The sequence below is a fragment of the Streptomyces sp. NPDC002265 genome (genome assembly GCF_040296125.1).
In the GTDB taxonomy this organism is placed as follows: Bacteria; Actinomycetota; Actinomycetes; order Streptomycetales; family Streptomycetaceae; genus Streptomyces.
Genome location: NZ_JBEOWS010000041.1, coordinates 20290 through 41725, shown reverse-complemented (window position 1 = coordinate 41725; position 21436 = coordinate 20290). Strand labels below are relative to the sequence as shown.

Annotated in this window: 16 protein-coding genes; 3 read left to right on the top strand and 13 right to left on the bottom strand. The window is 68.8% G+C overall.

What is annotated here, in order from left to right; translation table 11 throughout:
- Nucleotides 1-175: 175 nt before the first annotated feature.
- Nucleotides 176-370, bottom strand: a complete 195-nt coding sequence (locus tag ABT085_RS10570) for a hypothetical protein (protein ID WP_162468695.1) — start codon at nucleotides 368-370, stop codon at nucleotides 176-178.
- 173 nt (nucleotides 371-543) lie between these two features.
- On the opposite strand from ABT085_RS10570, the gene ABT085_RS10565 reads away from it, so the two are divergent.
- Nucleotides 544-2661, top strand: a complete 2118-nt coding sequence (locus tag ABT085_RS10565) for a S9 family peptidase (protein WP_351604401.1) — start codon at nucleotides 544-546, stop codon at nucleotides 2659-2661.
- Nucleotides 2662-2904: 243 nt separating this feature from the next.
- Here ABT085_RS10565 and ABT085_RS10560 read toward each other — a convergent pair whose 3' ends face one another.
- From ABT085_RS10560 to ABT085_RS10505, 12 genes are all read right to left on the bottom strand, one after another.
- A complete protein-coding gene (locus ABT085_RS10560; RefSeq protein ID WP_351604399.1) occupies nucleotides 2905-3966 on the bottom strand; it encodes an ABC transporter ATP-binding protein in 1062 nt (353 codons plus the stop codon).
- Complete coding sequence (locus ABT085_RS10555; RefSeq protein WP_351604397.1) at nucleotides 3959-4972, bottom strand: ABC transporter ATP-binding protein; 1014 nt, start codon at nucleotides 4970-4972, stop codon at nucleotides 3959-3961. The genes ABT085_RS10560 and ABT085_RS10555 overlap by 8 nt, the downstream gene beginning before the upstream one ends.
- Before the next feature lie 7 nt (nucleotides 4973-4979).
- Nucleotides 4980-5966 carry an ABC transporter permease gene (locus tag ABT085_RS10550; RefSeq protein ID WP_351604395.1) on the bottom strand — a complete coding sequence of 329 codons (987 nt, stop codon included), beginning with the start codon at nucleotides 5964-5966 and terminating at the stop codon, nucleotides 4980-4982.
- Nucleotides 5959-6882: an ABC transporter permease gene (locus tag ABT085_RS10545; RefSeq protein ID WP_351604393.1), complete on the bottom strand. Its 924-nt coding sequence runs from the start codon at nucleotides 6880-6882 to the stop codon at nucleotides 5959-5961. Before ABT085_RS10545 ends, ABT085_RS10550 begins: the two co-directional genes overlap by 8 nt.
- 6 nt (nucleotides 6883-6888) lie before the next feature.
- Nucleotides 6889-8526 carry a peptide ABC transporter substrate-binding protein gene (locus tag ABT085_RS10540; RefSeq protein ID WP_351604391.1) on the bottom strand — a complete coding sequence of 546 codons (1638 nt, stop codon included), beginning with the start codon at nucleotides 8524-8526 and terminating at the stop codon, nucleotides 6889-6891.
- Between the two features lie 216 nt (nucleotides 8527-8742).
- On the bottom strand, nucleotides 8743-9864 hold the full coding sequence (locus ABT085_RS10535) for an ABC transporter ATP-binding protein (RefSeq protein WP_351604389.1): 1122 nt from the start codon (nucleotides 9862-9864) through the stop codon (nucleotides 8743-8745).
- A 13-nt stretch (nucleotides 9865-9877) separates the two neighbouring features.
- Complete coding sequence (locus tag ABT085_RS10530) at nucleotides 9878-10939, bottom strand: ABC transporter ATP-binding protein (RefSeq protein ID WP_351604387.1); 1062 nt, start codon at nucleotides 10937-10939, stop codon at nucleotides 9878-9880.
- 15 nt (nucleotides 10940-10954) lie between these two features.
- On the bottom strand, nucleotides 10955-11932 hold the full coding sequence (locus tag ABT085_RS10525; protein ID WP_351604385.1) for an ABC transporter permease: 978 nt from the start codon (nucleotides 11930-11932) through the stop codon (nucleotides 10955-10957).
- 98 nt (nucleotides 11933-12030) lie between these two features.
- A complete protein-coding gene (locus ABT085_RS10520) occupies nucleotides 12031-13836 on the bottom strand; it encodes an ABC transporter substrate-binding protein (protein WP_351604383.1) in 1806 nt (601 codons plus the stop codon).
- Between the two features lie 102 nt (nucleotides 13837-13938).
- Nucleotides 13939-14961, bottom strand: coding sequence for an ABC transporter permease (locus ABT085_RS10515; RefSeq protein WP_351604381.1), 1023 nt, complete (start codon nucleotides 14959-14961; stop codon nucleotides 13939-13941).
- Between the two features lie 461 nt (nucleotides 14962-15422).
- The gene (gene typA, locus ABT085_RS10510; RefSeq protein WP_351604379.1) at nucleotides 15423-17330 is read right to left on the bottom strand and encodes a translational GTPase TypA; all 1908 of its coding nucleotides are present in this window, start codon (nucleotides 17328-17330) and stop codon (nucleotides 15423-15425) included.
- A gap of 283 nt (nucleotides 17331-17613) precedes the next feature.
- Entirely contained in the window at nucleotides 17614-19872 is a 2259-nt protein-coding gene (locus tag ABT085_RS10505) for an ABC transporter family substrate-binding protein (RefSeq protein ID WP_351604377.1), read from the bottom strand.
- Between the two features lie 347 nt (nucleotides 19873-20219).
- On the opposite strand from ABT085_RS10505, the gene ABT085_RS10500 reads away from it, so the two are divergent.
- Together ABT085_RS10500 and sdhC are read left to right on the top strand one after the other, a co-directional pair.
- Nucleotides 20220-20507: an Rv0250c family protein gene (locus ABT085_RS10500; RefSeq protein WP_351604375.1), complete on the top strand. Its 288-nt coding sequence runs from the start codon at nucleotides 20220-20222 to the stop codon at nucleotides 20505-20507.
- 88 nt (nucleotides 20508-20595) lie between these two features.
- Nucleotides 20596-21417: a succinate dehydrogenase subunit SdhC gene (sdhC, locus tag ABT085_RS10495; RefSeq protein WP_351604373.1), complete on the top strand. Its 822-nt coding sequence runs from the start codon at nucleotides 20596-20598 to the stop codon at nucleotides 21415-21417.
- Nucleotides 21418-21436 lie beyond the last annotated feature (19 nt).

Sequence of the window (21436 nt, the reverse complement as noted above, 5' to 3'; positions counted from 1 at the left end):
GGCCTGGGCCGGCCAAGGGCCTGCCCGGCGGATACTGCCGCATACGCCTGGGCCGATACGGCACCGCGATTCTCCTGCGACTTGATCCGCCGGGCAGGCCCTGGCGCCGTACGCGCCCGAGGGCCGACGGACCGCTCCGGTCAGCAGCCCACCGGAGCCCGCACACCCGTACCGCTCAGAACTTGAGGCTGCCGATCATGCTGGCGACGCTCGTGGTCAGATCGCTGATCGTGGGCGCCACCGTCGACGAGGCCAGGTAGAACCCGAGGAGCATGCACACGACCGCGTGCCCGCCCTTCAGGCCCGACTTCTTGATCAGCAGGAAGACGACGATCGCCAGCAGCACTACCGCCGAAATCGAGAGTGCCACGGCGGCTCACCTCCAAGGACCGGGGACGTGGGGGCACAGCAGGGGAACTTGTAAATCCGTACAGCAGCCAGCGGGTTCATACCCACGCAGCGCTAGTGATCATAACTATCCGTGCGCGCGCATCCGTCGGCGCACTGCCGCACAAGGGGGCGCATGGCCAATATGGTCAAGGCATGACGACCGAGCCTGATTCCTTTCCCCGTCGGCACGCGCGCACCCAGCGTTTCACGCTCGGCGCGCCGCGTTCGTACACCGTGGCTCCCGACGGCGCGCGGGTCGTGTTCCTGCGCTCCGGCTCCGGCACCGACCGGGCCAACTCCCTCTGGGTACTGGACCTTCCGGAGGGGCGCGAGCGCGTGGTCGCCGATCCCCGGGCCCTGCTGGGCGGGGCCTCGGAGAACCTCTCGGCCGAGGAGCGGGCGCGCCGCGAGCGCAGCCGCGAGGGCGGCGCCGGCATCGTCGGCTACGCCACCGACGAGGCCGTGGAGCTGGCCTCGTTCGCTCTGTCCGGGCGGTTGTTCACGGCCGAGCTGCGGGCCGGTACGGCACGTGAACTCCCCGTCCCGGGGCCGGTGATCGACCCCCGCCCCGCCCCCGACGGACGACACGTCGCCTACGTCCACGAGGGCGCCCTGCGCGTGGTGGACGCCGAGGGCGCGGGGGACCGGGCGCTCGCCGAGCCCGATTCGGCCTCGATTTCCTACGGACTGGCCGAATTCGTCGCGGCCGAGGAGATGTCCCGTTCGCGCGGCTTCTGGTGGGCGCCCGAGTCGGACCGGCTCCTGGTCGCGCGGGTGGACGACACGCCGGTGCGGCGGTGGTGGATCTCCGACCCCGCGCATCCTGAACGTGACCCACAACACGTCCCGTACCCGGCGGCCGGCACCCCCAACGCGGAGGTGCGGCTGCTGATCATCGACCTCAACGGGAGCCGCACGGAGGTCTCCTGGGACCGGGCGCGCTATCCGTACCTGGCGCGAGTGCACTGGTCAGCGGCGGGTGCACCGCTGCTTCTCGTGCAGGCGCGGGACCAGCGCAGCCAGCTGTTCCTGGCCGTGGACCCGGACACGGGGGCGACCCGGATGGTGCACGCGGATGAAGATCGGATTTGGCTGGATCTTTTCGCCGGCGTGCCCTGCTGGAGCCCGTCGGGAAAGCTGATCCGGATCGCGGACGAGGGCGGCGCGCGGGTCCTCACGGTCGGCGAACGGCCGCTTACCGGACCGCAGTTGCACGTGCGAGCGGTACTCGACGTCGCGGACGAGGACGTCCTGATCTCGGCCTCGGCCGGGGAGGGCGCGACGGCGCCCGAGACCGGTGAGGTACATGTGTATCGAGTCAACGAGCGGGGCTTGGAGCGCGTCTCGCAGGTGCCCGGCGTGCATACGGCGGTACGCGCCGGAGGCGTGACCGTACTGGCCTCCGCCACGCCGGACCGGCCGGGGACGGAGGTGCAGGTGCTGCGTGGCGGAAAGCGGACGGCGACTGTCCGGTCGTACGCCGAAGATCCTGGTATGTCCCCGCGCGTGACTCTGACCGAAGGGGGCGCACGGAGAATTCCGTGCGCCGTGCTTATGCCTACGGACTACCCCGGTGACACTCCCCTGCCGGTCCTGATGGACCCCTACGGCGGCCCGCACGGCCAGCGGGTGGTCGCCGCGCACAACGCGCATCTGACCTCGCAGTGGTTCGCCGACCAGGGGTTCGCGGTCGTCGTCGCGGACGGGCGGGGCACCCCGGGGCGCTCGCCGGGCTGGGAGAAGGCGGTCCACCGGGACTTCACGGCGTCGCTGGACGACCAGGTCGAAGCGCTCCAGGACCTCGCGAAGTCGTACCCGCTCGACCTGTCCAGGGTGGCGATCCGCGGCTGGTCGTTCGGCGGCTATCTGGCGGCGCTGGCCGTGCTGCGCCGCCCGGACGTCTTCCACGCGGGCATCGCCGGCGCCCCGGTCACCGACTGGCGCCTGTACGACACCCACTACACCGAGCGCTACCTGGGCACTCCGGACGCGGATGCGGACGCGTACGCGCGCAGCGGTCTGGTCACGGACGAGGGCCTGTCCGCCGCCGAGGGGCCGCACCGCCCGCTGATGATCGTGCACGGGCTGGCCGACGACAACGTGGTGGCCGCCCACACCCTGCGGCTGTCCTCGGCCCTGCTGGCCGCCGGCCGTCCGCACGAGGTGCTGCCGCTGTCCGGCGTCACCCACATGACCCCGCAGGAGACGGTCGCCGAGAACCTGCTCCTGCTCCAGGTGGACTTCCTCCGCCGCGCCCTGAACCTGACCTGAGCGGCAGCACTTTAGGACGCACTGCAACCGTCGATCGAGCAACCACGACGAAACGCCGGCCACGTCCGCGAGAGCGGCGCCGGCTCAGGCGCAGAATGCGGCAGCGGGCCGGGAGACATGGCGCTCCCGGCCCGCTTACGGCACCCGCACGGCCGTACGCTGTTCAGACTGACGCGTCCGTATATCGGAATCGCGTCGGCCAAGTTGCCTGCGTGTTAACGCACTTGGTGTGGGTTCAGCACGTTATGGCACATCGCCACCATGATCGTCCGAGGCTCCCTCGGGCGGCACGACCTGCTTCTCCTCGGCGAAGTGGCACGCCGAGTCGTGTGCCTGCGGACCCTTCGCGTGCCGGAACTCGGCGGGCACGGCCAGCACCGGCACCTCCAGCGCACAGCGCTCCTGGGCCTTCCAGCAGCGGGTGCGGAAGCGGCAGCCGGAGGGGATGTTCGTCGGGGACGGCACGTCACCCGCCAGGATGATCCGCTCGCGGTGCTCGCGGGCGTCCGGGTCGGGGACCGGGACGGCGGACAGCAGGGCCTGGGTGTAGGGGTGGGTGGGATGGTCGTAGATCTCCGCGTCCCTGCCGATCTCCACGATCCGCCCGAGGTACATCACGCCGACCCGGTCCGAGATGTGCCGGACGATGGACAGGTCGTGCGCGATGAAGAGATAGGAGAGCTCGAACTCGTCCTGGAGACGCGCCATCAGGTTGATGACCTGTGCCTGCACCGACACGTCCAGCGCGGACACCGGCTCGTCGGCGACGATCACCTCGGGGCGCAGCGCCAGCCCCCGCGCGATGCCGATGCGCTGGCGCTGACCGCCGGAGAACTGGTGGGGGTAGCGGTTGATGTACTCGGGGTTGAGACCGACCACGTCCAGCAGTTCCTGGACCCTGCGGCGCCGGTCGCCCTTGGGCGCCACCTCGGGGTGGATGTCGTACGGCTCCCCGATGATGTCGCCGACGGTCATCCGGGGGTTGAGCGAGGTGTAGGGGTCCTGGAAGACCATCTGGATGTTGCGCCGTACGGCCTTCAGCGCCTTCCCGGACAGCCGGGTGATGTCCTCGCCCTTGTACCGGATCGCGCCGGCCGTCGGCTTCTCCAGGTTGACCAGCAGCTTGGCGACCGTCGACTTGCCGCAGCCGGACTCCCCCACGATGCCGAGGGTCTCGCCGCGCAGCAGGGCGAAGTCGACGCCGTCGACGGCCTTCACGGCGCCGATCTGCTTCTTGAACAGGATCCCCTGGGTGAGCGGGTAGTGCTTGAAGAGGCCGCTGACCTCCAGGATCGGCTCAGCCATGGAGGCACTCCCGCCAGAAGTGGCAGGCGCTCACGCGCTCCGCGCCGGGCTCGGCCACCACGTGTTCGGGCTCCCCGTGCGCGGACACCTCGTACAGCGGCGGGACGTCGATGCGGCACACCTCCTGGGCCATCGGGCAGCGCGGGTTGAAGGCGCAGCCCGGCGGGATGTCCATGAGGTTGGGCGGCAGCCCCTTGATCGCGTAGAGCTCCTGGCCCTTCTGGTCCAGGCGCGGGATGGAGTCCAGCAGGCCCCGGGTGTAGGGGTGGGCGGGCGCCTTGTAGATGTCGTGCACGGGCGCCTGCTCCACGATCCGTCCGGCGTACATCACCGCGATCCGGTCGGCCACGTCCGCGACCACGCCCAGGTCGTGGGTGATCAGGATCAGCCCCATGTCGTACTCGCGCTGCAGCTCGGCGAGCAGATCCATGACCTGGGCCTGGACGGTGACGTCGAGGGCGGTGGTGGGTTCGTCGGCGATGATCAGAGCCGGTTCCAGGGCCAGCGCCATCGCGATCATGATGCGCTGGCGCATGCCTCCGGAGAACTGGTGGGGGTACTGCTTCACGCGCTCCCTGGCGGCGGGGATGCGGACGTGGTCCATGAGCTCCACGGCCTTGGCCCGGGCGTCCTTGCGGCTCATCCCGCGGTGCACGACGAACATCTCGCCGAGCTGGTCGCCGACGGAGAGCACGGGGTTCAGGGACGACAGCGCGTCCTGGAAGATCATCGCCATCCCGGCGCCCCGGACCTTGCGCCGCTCCTCCTCCTTCAGGGTCAGCAGGTCCCGGTCCTGGAAGACGATCTCGCCGCCGGTGATCCGGCCCGGCGGCATGTCGAGGATGCCCATGATCGCCTGCGCGGTGACGGACTTCCCGGAGCCGGACTCGCCGAGCACGGCGAGCGTCTCGCCCGCGTCGACGCCGTAGCTGACCCCGTTGACGGCCTTGGCGACACCGTCCCTGGTCCGGAACTCCACGTGCAGGTCGCGTACTTCGAGCAGCATGTCGCCGTCACCTCAGCTTCGGGTCGAGGGCGTCGCGCACCGCGTCGCCGAGCATGATGAAGGCCAGGACGGTCACCGCCAGGGCGCCGGAGGGCCACAGCAGCGCGTGCGGGGCGTTGCGGATGTACGGGGAGGCGGCGGAGATGTCGATCCCCCAGGACACGCTGGGCGGCTTCAGGCCGACGCCGAGGTACGACAGGGTCGCCTCCAGCGAGATGTAGGTGCCGAGCGCGATGGTCGCCACGACGATCACCGGCGCCACCGCGTTCGGGGTGATGTGCCGCAGCAGCAGGCGGGAGTTGGAGGCGCCCAGCGCACGGGCGGCCTGGACGTAGTCGTTCTGTTTGGCGGTGATGACGGAGCCGCGGGCGATCCGGGAGATCTGCGGCCAGCCCAGCAGCACCATGAAGCCGATCACCGGCCAGACGGTGTTGCTGGTGACCACGGACAGCAGGACCAGACCGCCGAGGACGACCGGGATGGCGAAGAAGACGTCGGTGATCCGGGACAGGATCGAGTCCCAGAACCCGCCGAAGAAGCCCGCGAAGCCGCCCAGGATGCTGCCGAGGATCGCGACCCCGAGCGTGGCGCAGACGCCGACCGTGACGGACGTACGGGCGCCGTAGACGGTGCGGGTGTAGACGTTGCAGCCCTGGCCGTCGTACCCGAACGGGGCGCCCGGCTGGGAGCCCTGCTGGGCCTTGGAGAGGTTGCACTTCAGCGGGGAGCCGGAGGCGATCGCCGAGGGCCACAGGGAGATGAAGACCAGGAAGAGGATGACCAGCGCGGAGACGATGAAGACGGGGTTGCGGCGCAGGTCCCGCCAGGCGTCGGACCACAGCGAGCGGGGTTTGCCGGCCGGGCCCGTGCCCAGGGGGCCGCCGGGCGTCTTCTCCAGGGTCTCGGCCTCGCTGGCGGCGAGGTCCATGGCCCCTCCCATGCCGGTCGGGGCGATGACGCCCTCGGGTGCGCCGGTGTCCTGGTGGTCAGACATAGCGGATCCTCGGGTCGAGTACGGCGTACAGCAGGTCGACGAGCAGGTTGGCGACCAGGAAGACGATCACCAGGACGGTCACGAAGCCGACCACGGTCTGGGTGTTCTGGCGCAGGATGCCCTGGTAGAGCTGGTAGCCGACGCCGTGGATGTTGAAGATCCGCTCGGTGACGATCGCGCCGCCCATCAGGGCACCGATGTCGGTGCCGATGAAGGTGACCACCGGGATGAGGGAGTTGCGCAGCAGGTGCCGGGTGACGACCCGGTGCCGGGGCAGGCCCTTGGCGATCGCCGTACGGACGTAGTCGGAGCGCTTGTTCTCGGCGATGGAGGTACGGGTCAGCCGGGTGACGTAGGCCAGCGACACGGAGGCCAGCACCAGGCCCGGCACGATCAGCTCGCCGAAGGTGGCGTCGGGCGAGACCGACGGTTTGATCCAGCCCCACTTGACGCCCAGCAGCAGCTGGAGCAGCAGACCGGTGACGAAGGTGGGGATGGAGATCACGACGAGGGTCAGCAGGAGTACCCCGGTGTCGACGGGCGAGCCACGGCGCAGGCCGGTGACGACACCGAGGGCGATGCCGATGATGATCTCGAAGAGGATCGCGACGATCGTCAGGCGGATGGTGACCGGGAAGGCGCTCGCCATCAGTTCGGTGACGGGCTGGCCGTTGAACGCCGTACCGAAGTCGCCGGTGAAGACGTTCCCCATGTAGGTCACGTACTGCTGCCAGACCGGCTTGTCGAGGCCGAAATCCCTCTTCAGCTGGGCGGCCGTGGCGGGGTCGCACTGCCGCTCGCCGCACAGGCCCGCGATGGGGTCGCCCATCACGTTGACCATGAGGAAGATCAGCAGAGTGGCGCCGATGAACACCGGGATCATCTGGAGCAGGCGCCGGACGACGTAGCGTCCCACGGCGGATCAGCCGACCTTGATCTCGTTGTACACGGGGACGGAGAACGGGTTGAGTTTGACGTTGGACAACCGCTCCGAGTAGCCCGCGCTGCCGTTCTGGTACCACAGCGGGATGGCCGCCATGTTGTCCCGGACGACCTTCTCGGCGTCCTGGAAGATGCTGATCGCCTTGGCGCCGTCGGTCTCGGCGTTGGCCTGGTCGACGAGCTTGTCGAAGTCCTTGTTGGACCAGTGGCCGTCGTTGGAGGAGGCGTTGGTGTAGTAGAGCGGCTGGAGGAAGTTCTGGATCAGCGGGTAGTCCATCTGCCAGCCGGCCCGGAAGGGGCCGCTCATCTTCTTGTCGCCGATCTGGCTGCGGAAGTCGGCGAAGGTGCCGACCGGGTTGCCGACACAGGCCTTGTCGTTGCCGAGGGCGTTGTTGATGGAGTTGCAGACGGCGTCGATCCACTGCTTGTGCGAGCCGGTGTCCGCGTTGTACGTGATCTTGACCTGGCCGCCCGGCAGCCCGCCTCCCTCCTGGATCAGCTTCTTCGCCTCGGTCGGGTTGTAGTCGCAGGCGTCCCCGCACAGGCCGTCCTGGAAGCCGCCGGCCTTGCCCAGCACGGGTGAGGTCCAGTCGCTGGCCGGGGTGCGGGTCTTCTGGAAGATGGTGTCGGTGATCTGGGCGCGGTTGATCGCCATGGACAGGCCCTTGCGGACCTTCTCCGAGCCGCTCTTGTTCCAGGCGGGGTCGTAGAACGGGAAGGCGAGGGTCTGGATGATGCCGGCGGGGGTGTTGATGTACCGGCCGGACAGGTCGTTCTTGACGTTCTTCAGCTGGGCCGCGGGCACGTCGTCGACCAGGTCGAGGTTGCCGGCCAGCAGGTCGGTGTAGGCGGTGTTGTTGTCGGTGTAGACCTTCAGGGTGACGCCGTCGTTCTGGGCCTTGTCGTCACCGGGGTAGCCGCCCCACTTCTTCAGCACCATCTGGGAGCCCTTGGTGTAGGAGTCGATGGTGTACGGGCCGTTGCCGACCGGCTTGCTGATCCAGCCCGCGTGGTCGCTGAAGAACGCCTTCGGCAGCGGGGCGTAGGCCACGTAGCCGAGGGTGTCGGGGAAGGTGGAGAACTTCTGGGTGAGCTTGACGGTGAAGGTCTTGTCGTCGACCACCTTCAGACCGGAGAGCGTCTGGGCGGTCTGCTGGCTCCCGTCCTCCGGGTGGACCTTGTCGTAGCCGTCGATGTAGCCGAAGAAGTACGCGTTCTTCTGGTTGTTCTTCAGGCTCGCGCCGTAGTTCCAGGCGTCCACGAAGGAGGACGCGGTGACGGCCTCCCCGTTGCTGAACTTCCAGCCGGGCTTGAGCGTGATGGTGAAGTTCTGGGAGTCCGGGGTGTCGATCTTCGCGGCGAGCATGTCCTCGGCCGCGCCCGTCTCGGGGTTGTACCGCTTCAGCCCTCGGAAGATCATGTCGAGGACCTTGCCGCCCTGGACCTCGTTGGTGTTGGCAGGCTCCAGCGGGTTCTGCGGGTCGCCCCAGGAGGAACTGAGCACACCGCCGGACGTACCGCCGCCGCCACCACCGCCTCCGCCGCCTCCGCAGGCCGTCGCCGTGAGCGCTGCCGCCGCCGCACATGCGGCCCACTTGGCGTGCGTGGCTCCACGCATGGAGTGCCTCCTCAAGGTCGCGCATCACTGCGCTGTGCCGGCAGCGCCGTAGCGCTGATCCTTTACCGGCCAATATCACCTCAAACGGCGCACAACGCACATGCACTTCACCCGTTCCGGGGAGGGCAGGCGCTGCCGGACGGCCGCCGGAGACACGCGACCGGGGCGGGGCGTGAAAGCCCCGCCCCGGTCGGCGGTCCGTTTTTCCTGCGCGGGTCAGCCCTGGTCGGCCGACCCCTCCAGCGCCTGGAGCGCCGGGTCGAGGATGACGTCCTCGTCCCGGGCCTCCGTGGTCGGCTCCTCCGGGAAGTGGCAGGCCGTCAGGTGGCCGGCCCGGTTGCCGGAGATCTGGAGCAGCGGGGGCTCCTCGGTGGCGCACTTGTCCTGCGCCTTCCAGCAGCGGGTGCGGAAGCGGCAGCCGGACGGCGGGTGGATCGGGGACGGGACGTCGCCGGAGAGCCGGATCCGCTCGCGGGGCTCCGCGTCGTCGTCCATCTCGACCTCGGGCACCGCCGAGAGCAGGGCGTGGGTGTACGGGTGCCGGGGCCGGTTGTAGATCGCGTCCCGGTCGCCGACCTCGACCACCTTGCCGAGGTACATGACCGCGACACGCTGCGAGAAGTGCCGGACGACGGCGAGGTCGTGCGCGATGAACAGGAAGGCGATGCCCAGCTCGTCCTGGACCTTCTTGAGCAGGTTCACCACCTGCGCCTGGATCGACACGTCCAGCGCGGAGACCGGCTCGTCCGCCACGATCAGCTTCGGGTTCAGGGCGAGCGCGCGGGCCACGCCGATGCGCTGGCGCTGGCCGCCGGAGAACTCGTGCGGGAAGCGGTTGTAGTGCTCCGGGTTGAGGCCGACGAGCTCCAGGAGCTCACGGACCTTCTTCTCCCGGCCGCCGGCCGGCTCGATCCCGTTGACCTCCATCGGCGACTTGATGATCGTGCCGACGGTCTGCCGCGGGTTCAGCGAGGAGTACGGGTCCTGGAAGATCATCTGGATCTCGGACCGCACCGGCGCCATCTCCCGGCGCGAGGCGTGGGTGATGTCCCGGCCGGCGTACGTGATCTTGCCGGCGGAGGGCTCCAGCAGACGGGTGATGAGCCGGCCGGTGGTCGACTTGCCGCAGCCCGACTCGCCGACCAGGCCCACGCTCTCGCCGACGCCGACCGTCAGGTCGACGCCGTCGACGGCCTGCACGGCGCCGACCTTCCGCTTGATCGGGAAGCCGCCGTAGATCGGGAAGTGCATGGTCAGGCCCTGCACCTCCAGCAACGGCTCGGCGGGCGTGGCGTCGGCGGGGCCCTGCTGTGCCGGGAGGGTGAGGTTGTCGCTCATGTCTCGGTTCTCCCTAGCGCAGCCGGGGCTGGATCTTGTCGATGAAGATGGTCTGCTTCTGCTCGGCCGTCAGGTGGCAGGCGGATGCCCGCCCGTCGCCCAGCGGCGGCCGGCTGTCGGTGCACAGCGTGCCGGGCACCTCGTCGCGGAACGCGCACCGCGGGTGGAAGGGGCAGCCGCTCGGCGGGTTGAGCAGGGAGGGCGGCGAGCCGGGGATCGGCGTGAGCGCCTCGTCGACGTCGCTGTCCAGCCGCGGCATGGAGCTGAGCAGGCCCCAGGTGTACGGGTGCCGCGGCTCCCGCATGACCTCGCGCACGCTGCCGCGCTCGATGGCCCGGCCCGCGTACATCACCAGCAGGTCGTCGGCCATGGTGGAGATGACGCCGAGGTCGTGCGTGATGAAGATGATCGCGGAGCCGAACTCCTGCTGGAGGTCCTTGAGCAGGTCCAGGATCTGGGCCTGCACGGTGACGTCCAGCGCGGTGGTCGGCTCGTCGGCGATCAGCAGGTCGGGGTCGCACATCAGGGCCATGGCGATCATCGCGCGCTGGCGCATACCGCCGGAGAACTGGTGCGGGAAGTCGTCGAAGCGCGTCTTGGGCTGCGGGATGCCGACCTTCTCCAGCATCTGCACGGCCCGGTCCCGGGCCTCCTTCTTGGAGGCGCCGGTGTGCTTCATGTACGGCTCGGAAAGCTGCCGGCCCACCGTGTAGAACGGCGACAGCGCGGTCAGCGGGTCCTGGAAGATCATCGCCATCTTGTTGCCGCGGAGCCGCTCCAGCTCCTTCTCCGAGGCGGTGACGAGTTCCTTGCCGTCGAGGACGATCTCGCCCTCGACGGTGGTGGTCCGCGGGCTGTGCAGTCCCAGGATCGTCAGGTTGGTGACGGACTTGCCGGAGCCGGACTCGCCGACGATGCCCAGGGTCTTGCCGCGCTCGACGTCGAAGGACAGTCCGTCGACCGCCTTGACGATGCCGTCCTCGGTGGAGAACTGCACCTTCAGATCACGCACCGACAGGAAGCTCTCCGGGCCGGTGGGGGCCGGGGCGTCCTCGGTCTTGGTCAGTGTGGTCACGGTGGTTCGTTCTTCCTAGGAGAGCCGGACGCGCGGGTCGATGTAGGCGTACGCGATGTCGGTGAGGATGTTGAAGATCAGGATGAAGAAGGCACCGAACAGCATGACGCCCATGGTCAGCGGCAGGTCCTTGTGGGACGCGCCGTCCACGGCGAGGCGGCCGATCCCCTGGAGGGAGAAGGTGATCTCGGTGACGACGGCGCCGCCCAGCATGCTGCTGATGTCGATGCCGAGCACGGTCACGATCGGGATGAGCGCGCCGCGCCACGCGTAGCGGAAGAACACGTACTTGCTGGACATGCCCTTGGCGCGAGCGGTGCGGACGTGCTCCTCGGCCATCTGCTCGATCATCGACGAGCGCGCCATACGCGTGTACTGCGCGGTGAAGATGGTGGCCATCACCAGGGTGGGCAGCAGCATGCCCGTGAACCACTTGACCGGGTCATCGGTGAACGGGTGGTACTGGGGGTTGTCCATCAGGCCGGTGCTGTAGACGAAGACGATCAGCACGATCGGGCCGAGGAAGTAGATCTGGAACGAGCTGAGCACCATCGACGCGCCCGTGGCGACCTTGTCGACCATGGATCCGCGCTTGTAGGCGGCGAGCATGCCCGCGCCGACACCGACGACGAGGAAGACGACGGCACCGCCGGCGGTCAGCGTCAGGGTGGTCGGGAAGCGGTCCATGATCGTGGACCACACCGGGTCGCCCGAGTAGAACGAGACGCCGAGACACGGAGCGTTGCAGTGTCCGGTCGGGAAGTCGCGGCCCATCACGATGCCGGACATGAAGTTCCAGAACTGCTGCGCGAGGGGCTGGTCCAGGCCCAGCGCCTCACGGATGTCGTGCAGTCTCTGGGGAGAGCAGTCCTTGCCACAGGCCAGAGAGGCATAGTCGGAAGGCGCGGCGACGAACAGGAAGAACGTGACGGCGCCGAGAAGGAAGAGCGTGACGACGGCACCGACCGAGCGCCGGAAGATGAACTGAAGCATGGCGGGGAGGCTGCTCTCTGCGGAGACGGTGGAGGGTTTCGCGGAAGTGCGGGGGCGCGCTCCGCCTGGTGCGCGCCCCCGCGATCAGCCGTAGAGGGTTACGACTTCAGGTAGATACGGTTGATGTCGAGAAGGCTGGACACCGAGCCGTAGCGAGCACCACCGATGTTCGAGCCGGAGAGCTGGAACTGCTTGGTGTACCAGAGCGGGGCCGCCGGAAGGACCTTCTCCAGCAGGTAGTGCTGGGCTTCCTTCCAGGTCTTCGCGGCCGCGACCGGGTCCTGGCTCAGAGCGGTCTGGATGAGCTCCTTGACCTTCGGGTCCCTGACGTGCGCGTAGTTCGGCGAACCGTCGGTGACCTGGGCCGGGTCGTAGACCGGCGTGATCACGGTGCCGGGCGACGGCCAGTCCTGGCCCCAACCGGTGATGTACATGTCGTACGGGTTGGCGACCTTGCCGATCTGCTCGTAGTAGCTCGCGGAGTCGACCTCCTTGGAGACCACGTCGAAGCCGACCTTGGTCAGGGCGTCCTCGATGGCGACCTTGCGCTTCTGACCGGGCTCGCTGTTGGAGTAGGCGAAGACGAGCTTCTTCTCGGCGGCCGGGAGAGCCTTCACCAGCTCCGTGGCCTTCGCGATGTTGCCCTGCGGCATCTTCAGACGGCCGTACGGGTCGTACGCCGCCTCGTAGCCCGGCAGGGTCGGGGCGAAGTAGTTCGGCGCCACGTCGCCGCCGTAGGCACCGCCCTCACCGGCGATGAGCGACTTGGAGTTGACCGCGTAGGTGATGGCCTGGCGGACCTTGATGTCCTTGACGCGGTCCAGGTTGAAGGACAGCTGCATCACGTAGGGCTGGTAGCCCTTGACCGTGCGCTTGTTGACCGCCGGGTTGCCGATGACGTCCTGGATCTGGGTGGACTCGACGCCGGCGGTGAGCTGGATGGCGTTCTTGTCCTCGCCCTGGTCGGCGATCAGACGCTTGGTCTGGGTCGTCTCGGTGATACCGAAGGTGAAGTTGAAGCTGTCCGGGTACTGGTGACGCACGGAGTCGGTCTTCGGGTCCCAGTTGGTGTTCTTGGTGAGCACCAGGGACTTGCCGGCCTTGTACGAGGCGATCTTGTACGGGCCGGTCGCGACCGGAGCCTTGTCGTAGGACTCCTTGGTGTCCGTCTTCGCCGGGACGACGGCGTAGCCCGCCATGGCCAGCGTCTGCGGCAGGTCGGGGCGCGCGGTGTCGAAGTGGAAGATGACGGTCTTGGCGTCCGGGGTGTCCAGGACCGAGGCCGGCAGGTGCTTGCCGTCGAAGCCGCCGCCGGGCAGCAGCTTGCGGTAGTCGTCGGCGTACTTCTGGCCCGCGAGCCAGGTCTGCAGGTAGGGCGGGCCGTCGAAGATGAACTTCGCGAACTGACGCTCGACGGTGTGGCGGACGTCCGCGGACGTGATCGCCGTGCCGTTGGCGTCCTTGATGCCGTCCTTCAGGGTGAAGGTCCAGGTCTTGCCGCCGTCGGAGGACTTGCCCGAGTCGGTGGCGAGGTCACCCGCGACCGAGACGTTGCCCTTGTCGTCCTCCTGGAACTGCGTCAGGCGACGGAAGAGGAGGTTGGCGACCTGACCGGCGTCGGAGACGTAGATCTGGCCCGGGTCGAGGTGGGAGAGACCCGCCTCCTGGTAGACCTGGACGGTGCCGCCGCTCTTGGCGCCGGGGACCTCGGCGGCGGGGCCGGTGGAGCCGGCCGCGTCGATGTAGGTGACCGGCTTCGACTGAACCGACGCCTCTTTCTGGTCCTTCTTGGAGTCGGCCCCGGACTTGCTGCCCTTGTTCTCCGAGCATCCGGTGAGCGCGAGGGAACCGGCCGCGATGGCGACCACGATGGCGCGCGCTCTGCGCGAAGTGAACGACTTCATGTTGGCGTAAGCACCTACCTGTCGGTTGTTATCCATGAGTACTGCCTGACGCGGCTGGTAGGCCGACGCGGGGGCGGCAGTCACCCCCCACCAATGGACGAGCTACCGCCCTGACTTGGGGTCGAAGGCGTCCCGGACCGAGTCTCCGAGGAGGTTGAAGGCCAGGACGAAGATCACCAGTGCCACACCCGGGAAGAAGATGAACGCCGGGTCCTGCTGGGCGTACTGCGAGCCCGCCGCGAACAGTCGTCCCCAGTCCGGGGTCGGCTCGACGAAGCCGACTCCGGCGAAGGAGAGGAAGGCAATGGTGAGAATGGTGCTGGGCAGCTGGTACGTGAACTGCACCAGGATGGGCGTCACCACGTTGGGCAGGATCTCCTTGCGGACGATCCGGCCCGGCGAGGCGCCGGAGACCTTGGCGGCCTCGACGAACTCGCGCTCACGCAGAGACAGTACGGTCGAACGCACCAGGCGCGCCATACCCATCCAGCCCAGCAGCCACAGCACGATCAGCATCGCCAGCGCGCGGAAGTATGTGGGGGTCTCCTCACGCGGGTCGACGAAGAAGGCAGTGACCACAGGCATGAACGCGATGAAGAACAGCTGCTGCGGGAAGGACAGGAAGAAGTCCGTGACGCGGCCGATCCAGTAGTCGGTCCGACCACCGAAGTAGCCGCCGATCAGGCCGATGACGATACCCGTGACCATCAGCAGGACGGTGACGGCGACGGCCATGAACAGCGAGGTCCGCATGCCGTACACCAGCATGGCGAACACGTCGCGTCCGTACTGCGGCTCGACTCCGAACCAGTGCGTCCCGGAGAGCCCGCCGAACCAGCCCAGCGGAAGGCCGAACTCGTCCAGGACGGGGGTGTCGTTGTAGGTCGGGTCCTGGCCGTACAGCGTGTACGGGTCGGTCCCGCTCAGCTTGGTGAGCACCGGCGCCAGCAGGGCGACGACGAAGTAGAAAATCACTACCAACGCACAGATGACGCCGGTACGGTCACGCTTGAAGCGCTGCCACATCAACTGGCCGGGGGAACGACCCTCGAGCTTCTGCTCACCCTTGTCGGCCCCGGGCTTCGACTCGTCGAGCTCCGGGTCCAAGGCGACTGGACTGGTCATGTGTGTCTTTCCCCCGGGGGGTTGGAGAGCTGAGCGCAGCACAGATACCGGCAGGTTCTGTGGTTTGGGGGAACTTTCGCCAAGGAGCTCAACGCGCGTCAAGGGAAGAAGACGTAGGGATCTCCCTATCGTCAATATTTTGAGCAAAAATTGCGACGATTGACACCTGTGCGCGCTTGACATGCGAGATGGCGATCTGCCATTTCGGACATAAGCGACCTTATTTTTGTTTACATGTCCGAAACTTGACAGCTGAATCTCCGATAACCGAACACAGGGCACACGGCATCACAATGCGCTCCTATCGCGCCCTGCACGCTTCCCTCACACTTCCCTCACATAACCCGCACACGCGCCTCTGCACGCGCCTGTGCGCGCACCTCGTACACACCCCGTACACGTCGAAGGCCCGGCCCTCCGACGTGCGGAGAGCCGGGCCTTCAGGGCGTCTGCCGGGGGTGTCAGCCGTGCTTGGCGCGGCTCGCGGTGCGGGCACGGTCGCGCTGGTCGAGGACGACCTTGCGGATGCGGACGGCCTCCGGGGTCACCTCGACGCACTCGTCGTCGCGGCAGAACTCCAGCGACTGCTCCAGGGAGAGCTTGCGCGGCGGGACGATCGCCTCGAACGAGTCGGCCGAGGACGACCGCATGTTCGTGAGCTTCTTCTCCTTGGTGATGTTCACGTCCATGTCGTCGGAGCGGGAGTTCTCACCGACGATCATGCCCTCGTACACCTCGGTGCCCGGGTCCGTGAACAGCACGCCGCGCTCCTGGAGGTTGGTCATCGCGAACGCGGTGACCGCGCCGGCGCGGTCGGCGACCAGGGAGCCGTTGTTGCGGGTGTGGAGCGGGCCGAACCAGGGCTCGAAGCCCTCGTGGATGGAGTGTCCGATACCCGTACCGCGGGTCTGGGTCAGGAACTCGGTACGGAAGCCGATCAGACCGCGGGAGGGCACCACGAACTCCATGCGGACCCAGCCGGAGCCGTGGTTGGACATGTTGTCCATCCGGCCCTTGCGGACGCCCATGAGCTGGGTGACGGCACCCATGTGCTCCTCGGGCACGTCGATCGTCATGCGCTCGACCGGCTCGTAGGTCTTGCCGTCGACGTCCTTGGTGACGACCTGGGGCTTGCCGATGGTCAGCTCGAAGCCCTCGCGGCGCATCTGCTCGACCAGGATGGCGAGCGCCAGCTCACCGCGGCCCTGCACCTCCCAGGCGTCGGGGCGCTCGGTGTCGAGCACCCGGAGGGAGACGTTGCCGATCAGCTCGCGGTCGAGGCGGTCCTTGACCTGGCGGGCGGTGACCTTGCGGTCCTTGACGGCCGCCTTCGCGTCCGCGCCCTTGCCGGTGCCGCCGCGGCCGACCAGCGGCGAGGTGTTGGTACCGATGGTCATCGAGATCGCCGGCTCGTCCACCGTGATCAGCGGCAGCGGGATCGGGTTCTCGGTGTCGGCGAGGGTCTCACCGATCATGATGTCCGAGATACCGGCGACGGCGCAGATGTCACCGGGGCCGGCCACCTCGGCGGGCTTGCGGGTGAGCGCCTCGGTCATCAGCAGCTCGGTGATGCGGACGTTGGACATGCTGCCGTCACGCTTGATCCACGTGACGGTCTGGCCCTTGCGCAGCTCGCCCTGCTCGACGCGCAGCAGCGCGATACGGCCGAGGAAGTTGTCGGCGTCCAGGTTGGTGACGTGGGCCTGGAGCGGGGCCTCCTCGTCGTAGGTCGGGGCCGGGATGTGCTCCAGGATGGTGGAGAAGAACGGCTCCAGGCTGGTCGAGTCGGCCGGGACCGTGCCGTTCTCCGGCTTGGTCAGCGACGCGATGCCGTCACGGCCGCAGGCGTACACGATCGGGAACTCGATCTGCTCCTCGTCCGCGTCCAGGTCGAGGAACAGGTCGTAGGTCTCGTTGACGACCTCGTCGATCCGGGAGTCCGGGCGGTCCGTCTTGTTGATGCACAGGATGACGGGCAGCCGCTGCTGGAGCGCCTTGCGCAGCACGAAGCGGGTCTGCGGCAGCGGGCCCTCGGAGGCGTCGACGAGAAGGACGACACCGTCGACCATCGACAGACCGCGCTCGACCTCGCCACCGAAGTCGGCGTGGCCGGGGGTGTCGATGATGTTGATGGTGATCGGCTCGCCGCCGTCCTTGGGGTGGTACTTCACCGCCGTGTTCTTGGCGAGGATCGTGATGCCCTTCTCACGCTCCAGGTCGTTCGAGTCCATCATGCGGTCGTCGACCGAGTCGAGCTGGTGGGCGGCGAAGGCACCGGCCTGCTTCAGCATTCCGTCGACGATGGTCGTCTTGCCGTGGTCGACGTGGGCGACGATGGCGACGTTGCGGATGTCGTGGCGCGTTGCCATGGTGTGGCGTACTCCCGGAGTGGTGAGGACGGCCTGCGCGTACGTCAGTGTTACGCGGGCCCTGCCGGGCTTGACATGCCACGGCCTCACCCCATGGTACGGGGCTGCGGCGGTTGGGGCGCGCCAGGGCATATCCGCCCAGCTCAGCCCCGCTTTCCACGGGCAAAGAGGGGCCCTGCGGGCCCGCCGGAGGCGTCTAGGGCCTGTCCGGCGGATCATGCCGCAGACGCGGGGTCCGGCACGGCACCGCTGCTCTCCTGCGACTTGATCCGCCGGACAGGCCCTAGTCGCCGGACGGGCTCGCGGACGGGCGGGTCACGCCCTTCTTCAGGAAGCCCATGTCCTCGTAGACCGGGGTCTGGAAACCGAAGGCGCCCGCGTTGACGAGGTCCTTGCGCACCGCGGTGAGCTGGGGGCGCTGGTACAGCGGGATGGATCCGGCCGCCGCCCAGATCCGCGCGTCCGCCTTGCGGATCAGTGAGCGTTCCTCGTCCTGGTCCAGGGTCGCGATCGCCTGGTCGAAGAGCTGGTCCACCTGGTCGGTGCCGACCCGTGTGTAGTTCTGCTCGACGCTCAGGGAGCCGTCCGCGGCCGGCACCGGCTTGGCGTAGATGGGGCGGGCGTCGGTGGCGGGGAAGGCGCTGGCCGGCCAGGAGTACAGGGCCAGGTCGTACTCGCCGGAGGCGATGTGGTCCTTGAAGTAGCTCTCGTCGGCGACCTTGGACACCTCGGTGCGGATGCCGACCCGCTCCAGCATGCGGGAGATGTGATCGGCGACGTTCCACAGCGGCTCCGAGCCCGCCCCGGACGGGAGCACGAAGCGGAGCGTGAGCGGCTTGCCGTCCTTGGCCAGCGCCCCCGCCAGGGCACCCGCCGGGGCGGCGGTGCCCTTGGGGGCGTACGCGCCCGGCGCGCCGCCCTGGCGCAGATGGTTGTCGGTGTACTGCTTGCCGTCCTGCGCGAGCGGCCGGGGCCCCGCGTCGCCCGTGTCGCGCTCCTCGTCCCGCCCGGCCACGCGGTGCGGCTTGTTGTCCTCGCCGACGATGTACGCGCCCTCGCTGCCGCCCGTGGACTCGGGCTCGGGCATCTTGCTCCCGGCCTTCTTCCCTTCGGCCTTCTTCCCCTCGCTCTTGTGCCCCTCGGGCTTCTTCCCCTCGGCCCCGGCCGCCTTCTCGGCCGGCTGCGGCTTGAGCGGGCCGCCGGGCACCCAGCCCGCGTCCGCGAGCAGCGCCTGCGCCTCCTGGGTGTCCTGGCCGCCGAGCGCGCCGCTGCTGTCGGCGTAGGCGTCCTGGCCCGAGAGGGCGAGGTGGCTGCCGACCGGGGCGACGGGCAGGCCCAGCGGCTTGAGGACGAGTTTCGCCAGCTCCTGCCGGTCGATGGCACGGGCGACGGCCCGGCGCACCCGCTCGTCGGCGAGGGGACCGCCGGCGCCGTTGAGGGCGAGCTGGGTGTAGGCCGGTTCCAGGGACTTGCGGATCTCGATCCCGCCGAGCGCGTCCTGCTGGGCCCGCCACCGGGCCATCGCCCCGGTCAGCTTCCGGCGGGCGTGCAGCTCGCGGTCGGCGGCCGCCTGGTCGGAGCCGTGCAGCAGTGCCCAGGAGCGCAGCGCCTTGGCCGCGGTCCGGCCGGCCGCCGGGCCCTGGAACGGGCTGTCGGCGCCCGTCTGCGAGGCGAGCGTGATGCGCCGTACGTCGTCGGGGGCGATGTCGGCCAGGTCGAGCACGCCGGTGGCAAGGGCGGCGGCGCGCTCGTCGCGCGGTACGGCGGCCAGCACGATCTCGGACAGCTTGGCCGGGTGGCCCCACCAGCGCGGATTGCGGACCAGGGTGACCCTGGCGTTCTTGTGGTCGACCTGCTGGACGGCGAACGGCCCGGCGGTGACGCTCAGCTTGCGCCGGGCCCCGTCGTTGAAGGCGTCCGGCGTGCCCATGACGTCCTTCGGGTACAGCGGCGCGAACAGCGACTGCCAGTCGGCGTACGGCCGGGCGAAGGTGACCCGGACCTCCAGGTCGTTGTCGCCGCGCTCGATCTTCTCGATGCGGTCGTAGCCGGCGTTGCGCGCGGTCCAGTACGCGCTGTCCTTGCCGGACAGGGCGCGCCACTGGGCGGCGAAGTCGGCGGCGCCGATCTCCCGGCCGTCGCTCCACACGGCCTGCTGGTTCAGCCGGTACAGCACGACCTGTTTCGGCTCGGTCTCGACGACCTTGGCGGACTCCAGGAAGTCCGGGTTGCGCTGCGGGCGCCCGTTGGCGTCCAGCCGGAACATCGACGGCAGGACGGCCTGGGCGACCCGGGTGGTGGTGGCGTCGGCGTCCGACTGGAAGGCGTTGAGCGTCTCCGGCACGGTGTCCACGGCCCAGTGCAGGGTGCCGCCGTCGGCGACCAGGGGGCGCGCGGCCGCCGCGATGTCCTGCCCGGCCAGCGGCTTGCTGACCTCTTCCTCTGAGCTGCACGCGGCGAGCAGGGGCACCGCGAGCACGCCCGCGGTGAGGAAGGCGACCGAGCGCTTGACAGCGCGCGGTCCGAGGCCGTCGTAGGACATCTCTGGGTACCTCCGGGGAGCCGCTCCCACCCGTGGCACAAGTGGGGTTTGATCACATCTGGCGGTATTTTGGAGTTGATCAGATCTATGGACCCACTGAAGAGGAAAGGGTTCAGCGGTCCGGGGCGACACGGCGGCGGCGGCTCGGAACCCCACCCGAGCGGCGCAACCGTGCGAACCCCGGCCATTACGGAGCGCAAAGGGAGCGCATCCGGGTGTGCGCGGGAGGCGTGCAATCCGCCAATCGCTGCACACGCCTTCACACCGGCAGGTGTGACGCGCAACACTCGCAGGCGCATGAACGTCACCACCCGCGGCCACCCGGCCCCTGGAAGTGAGGTCACGTCATGTCCGTGCACGACGACCTGATATCGGTCCAGCGCAGCCTCGACGATCTGTCGCGGTCGGTGGGCCGCCTGGAACGACAGCTCGGCACCGGCGGGCTGGAGATGCGCCGCGTCCGCGCGGACACCGACCATCTGCGCGAGAGCGTCGAGCTGCTGCGCACCTCGGCGGCGCAGCCCGTCCCCCGCGCGCCGGAGCTGGTCACCATCTCCGACACGCCCTACGACATCACCCTGTGGACGGACACGGACGACGAGGGCCTCGGCGCCCGCGACCGGCACGCCCCCTGACCCGGGGCGCCCCGCGCACGGGCACGCCCCCTGAACCGGCGCGTCCCCCGACCGGACCCGCCCCCCGAACCGACCGGGAGTCCTCAAGTTGGCCACTGGTACGGAACCTCATCCGAACAGCGGCGGCGTCCGGTCCGCGACGCGCGCCGCGATCGACGCCCCGCACCTGCGGACCGACCGGTGGTGGCTGGCCCCGGCCGCCACCGCCGCCGGGCTGCTCGCGTTCATCGTGTACTCGACCTGGCGGGCCTTCTCGAACGCCCACTACTACGCGGCACCGTACGTCTCGCCGTTCTACTCGCCGTGCCTGGCGGAGAACTGCCGGACCATGCACGCGGGTCCCAACGCCGACCTGTTCGGCAGCTGGTGGGCCCTCTCCCCGGCGATCATCATCCTGATCTTCCCGCTGGGCTTCCGGCTGACCTGCTACTACTACCGCAAGGCCTACTACCGCAGCTTCTGGGCCTCGCCGCCGGCCTGCGCGGTCGCCGAGCCGCACCGCACGTACACCGGTGAGAGCCGCTTCCCGCTGATCCTCCAGAACATCCACCGGTACTTCTTCTACGCCGCGATCGTCGTGGCCGGGATCCTGACCTACGACACCGTGCTCTCCTTCCGCGACGAGCACTACCGCTGGGGCCACATGGGCCTGGGCACCCTGGTCTTCCTGGTCAACATCACGCTGATCTGGGCGTACACCGTCTCCTGCCACTCCTGCCGGCACATCGTCGGGGGCAAGCTCAAGCACTTCTCCCGGCATCCGGTGCGCTACCGGATGTGGCAGTTCGTCGGGCGGCTCAACGCACGTCACATGCTGCTGGCGTGGTCGTCGCTGGTGAGCGTGGCGCTCGCCGACTTCTACGTGTACCTCGTCGCGTCCGGGGTCTTCGACGACCCCCGCTTCTTCTGACGTTCCGCGCTTCTACCGA

Coding starts and splice junctions, on each gene's coding strand:
- ABT085_RS10565 (WP_351604401.1), top strand. CDS start 544: ATGACGACCGAGCCTGATTCCTTTCCCCGTCGGCACGCGCGCACCCAG.
- ABT085_RS10560 (WP_351604399.1), bottom strand. CDS start 3,966: ATGGCTGAGCCGATCCTGGAGGTCAGCGGCCTCTTCAAGCACTACCCG.
- ABT085_RS10555 (WP_351604397.1), bottom strand. CDS start 4,972: ATGCTGCTCGAAGTACGCGACCTGCACGTGGAGTTCCGGACCAGGGAC.
- ABT085_RS10550 (WP_351604395.1), bottom strand. CDS start 5,966: ATGTCTGACCACCAGGACACCGGCGCACCCGAGGGCGTCATCGCCCCG.
- ABT085_RS10540 (WP_351604391.1), bottom strand. CDS start 8,526: ATGCGTGGAGCCACGCACGCCAAGTGGGCCGCATGTGCGGCGGCGGCA.
- ABT085_RS10535 (WP_351604389.1), bottom strand. CDS start 9,864: ATGAGCGACAACCTCACCCTCCCGGCACAGCAGGGCCCCGCCGACGCC.
- ABT085_RS10525 (WP_351604385.1), bottom strand. CDS start 11,932: ATGCTTCAGTTCATCTTCCGGCGCTCGGTCGGTGCCGTCGTCACGCTC.
- ABT085_RS10520 (WP_351604383.1), bottom strand. CDS start 13,836: ATGAAGTCGTTCACTTCGCGCAGAGCGCGCGCCATCGTGGTCGCCATC.
- ABT085_RS10515 (WP_351604381.1), bottom strand. CDS start 14,961: ATGACCAGTCCAGTCGCCTTGGACCCGGAGCTCGACGAGTCGAAGCCC.
- typA (WP_351604379.1), bottom strand. CDS start 17,330: ATGGCAACGCGCCACGACATCCGCAACGTCGCCATCGTCGCCCACGTC.
- ABT085_RS10505 (WP_351604377.1), bottom strand. CDS start 19,872: ATGTCCTACGACGGCCTCGGACCGCGCGCTGTCAAGCGCTCGGTCGCC.
- ABT085_RS10500 (WP_351604375.1), top strand. CDS start 20,220: ATGTCCGTGCACGACGACCTGATATCGGTCCAGCGCAGCCTCGACGAT.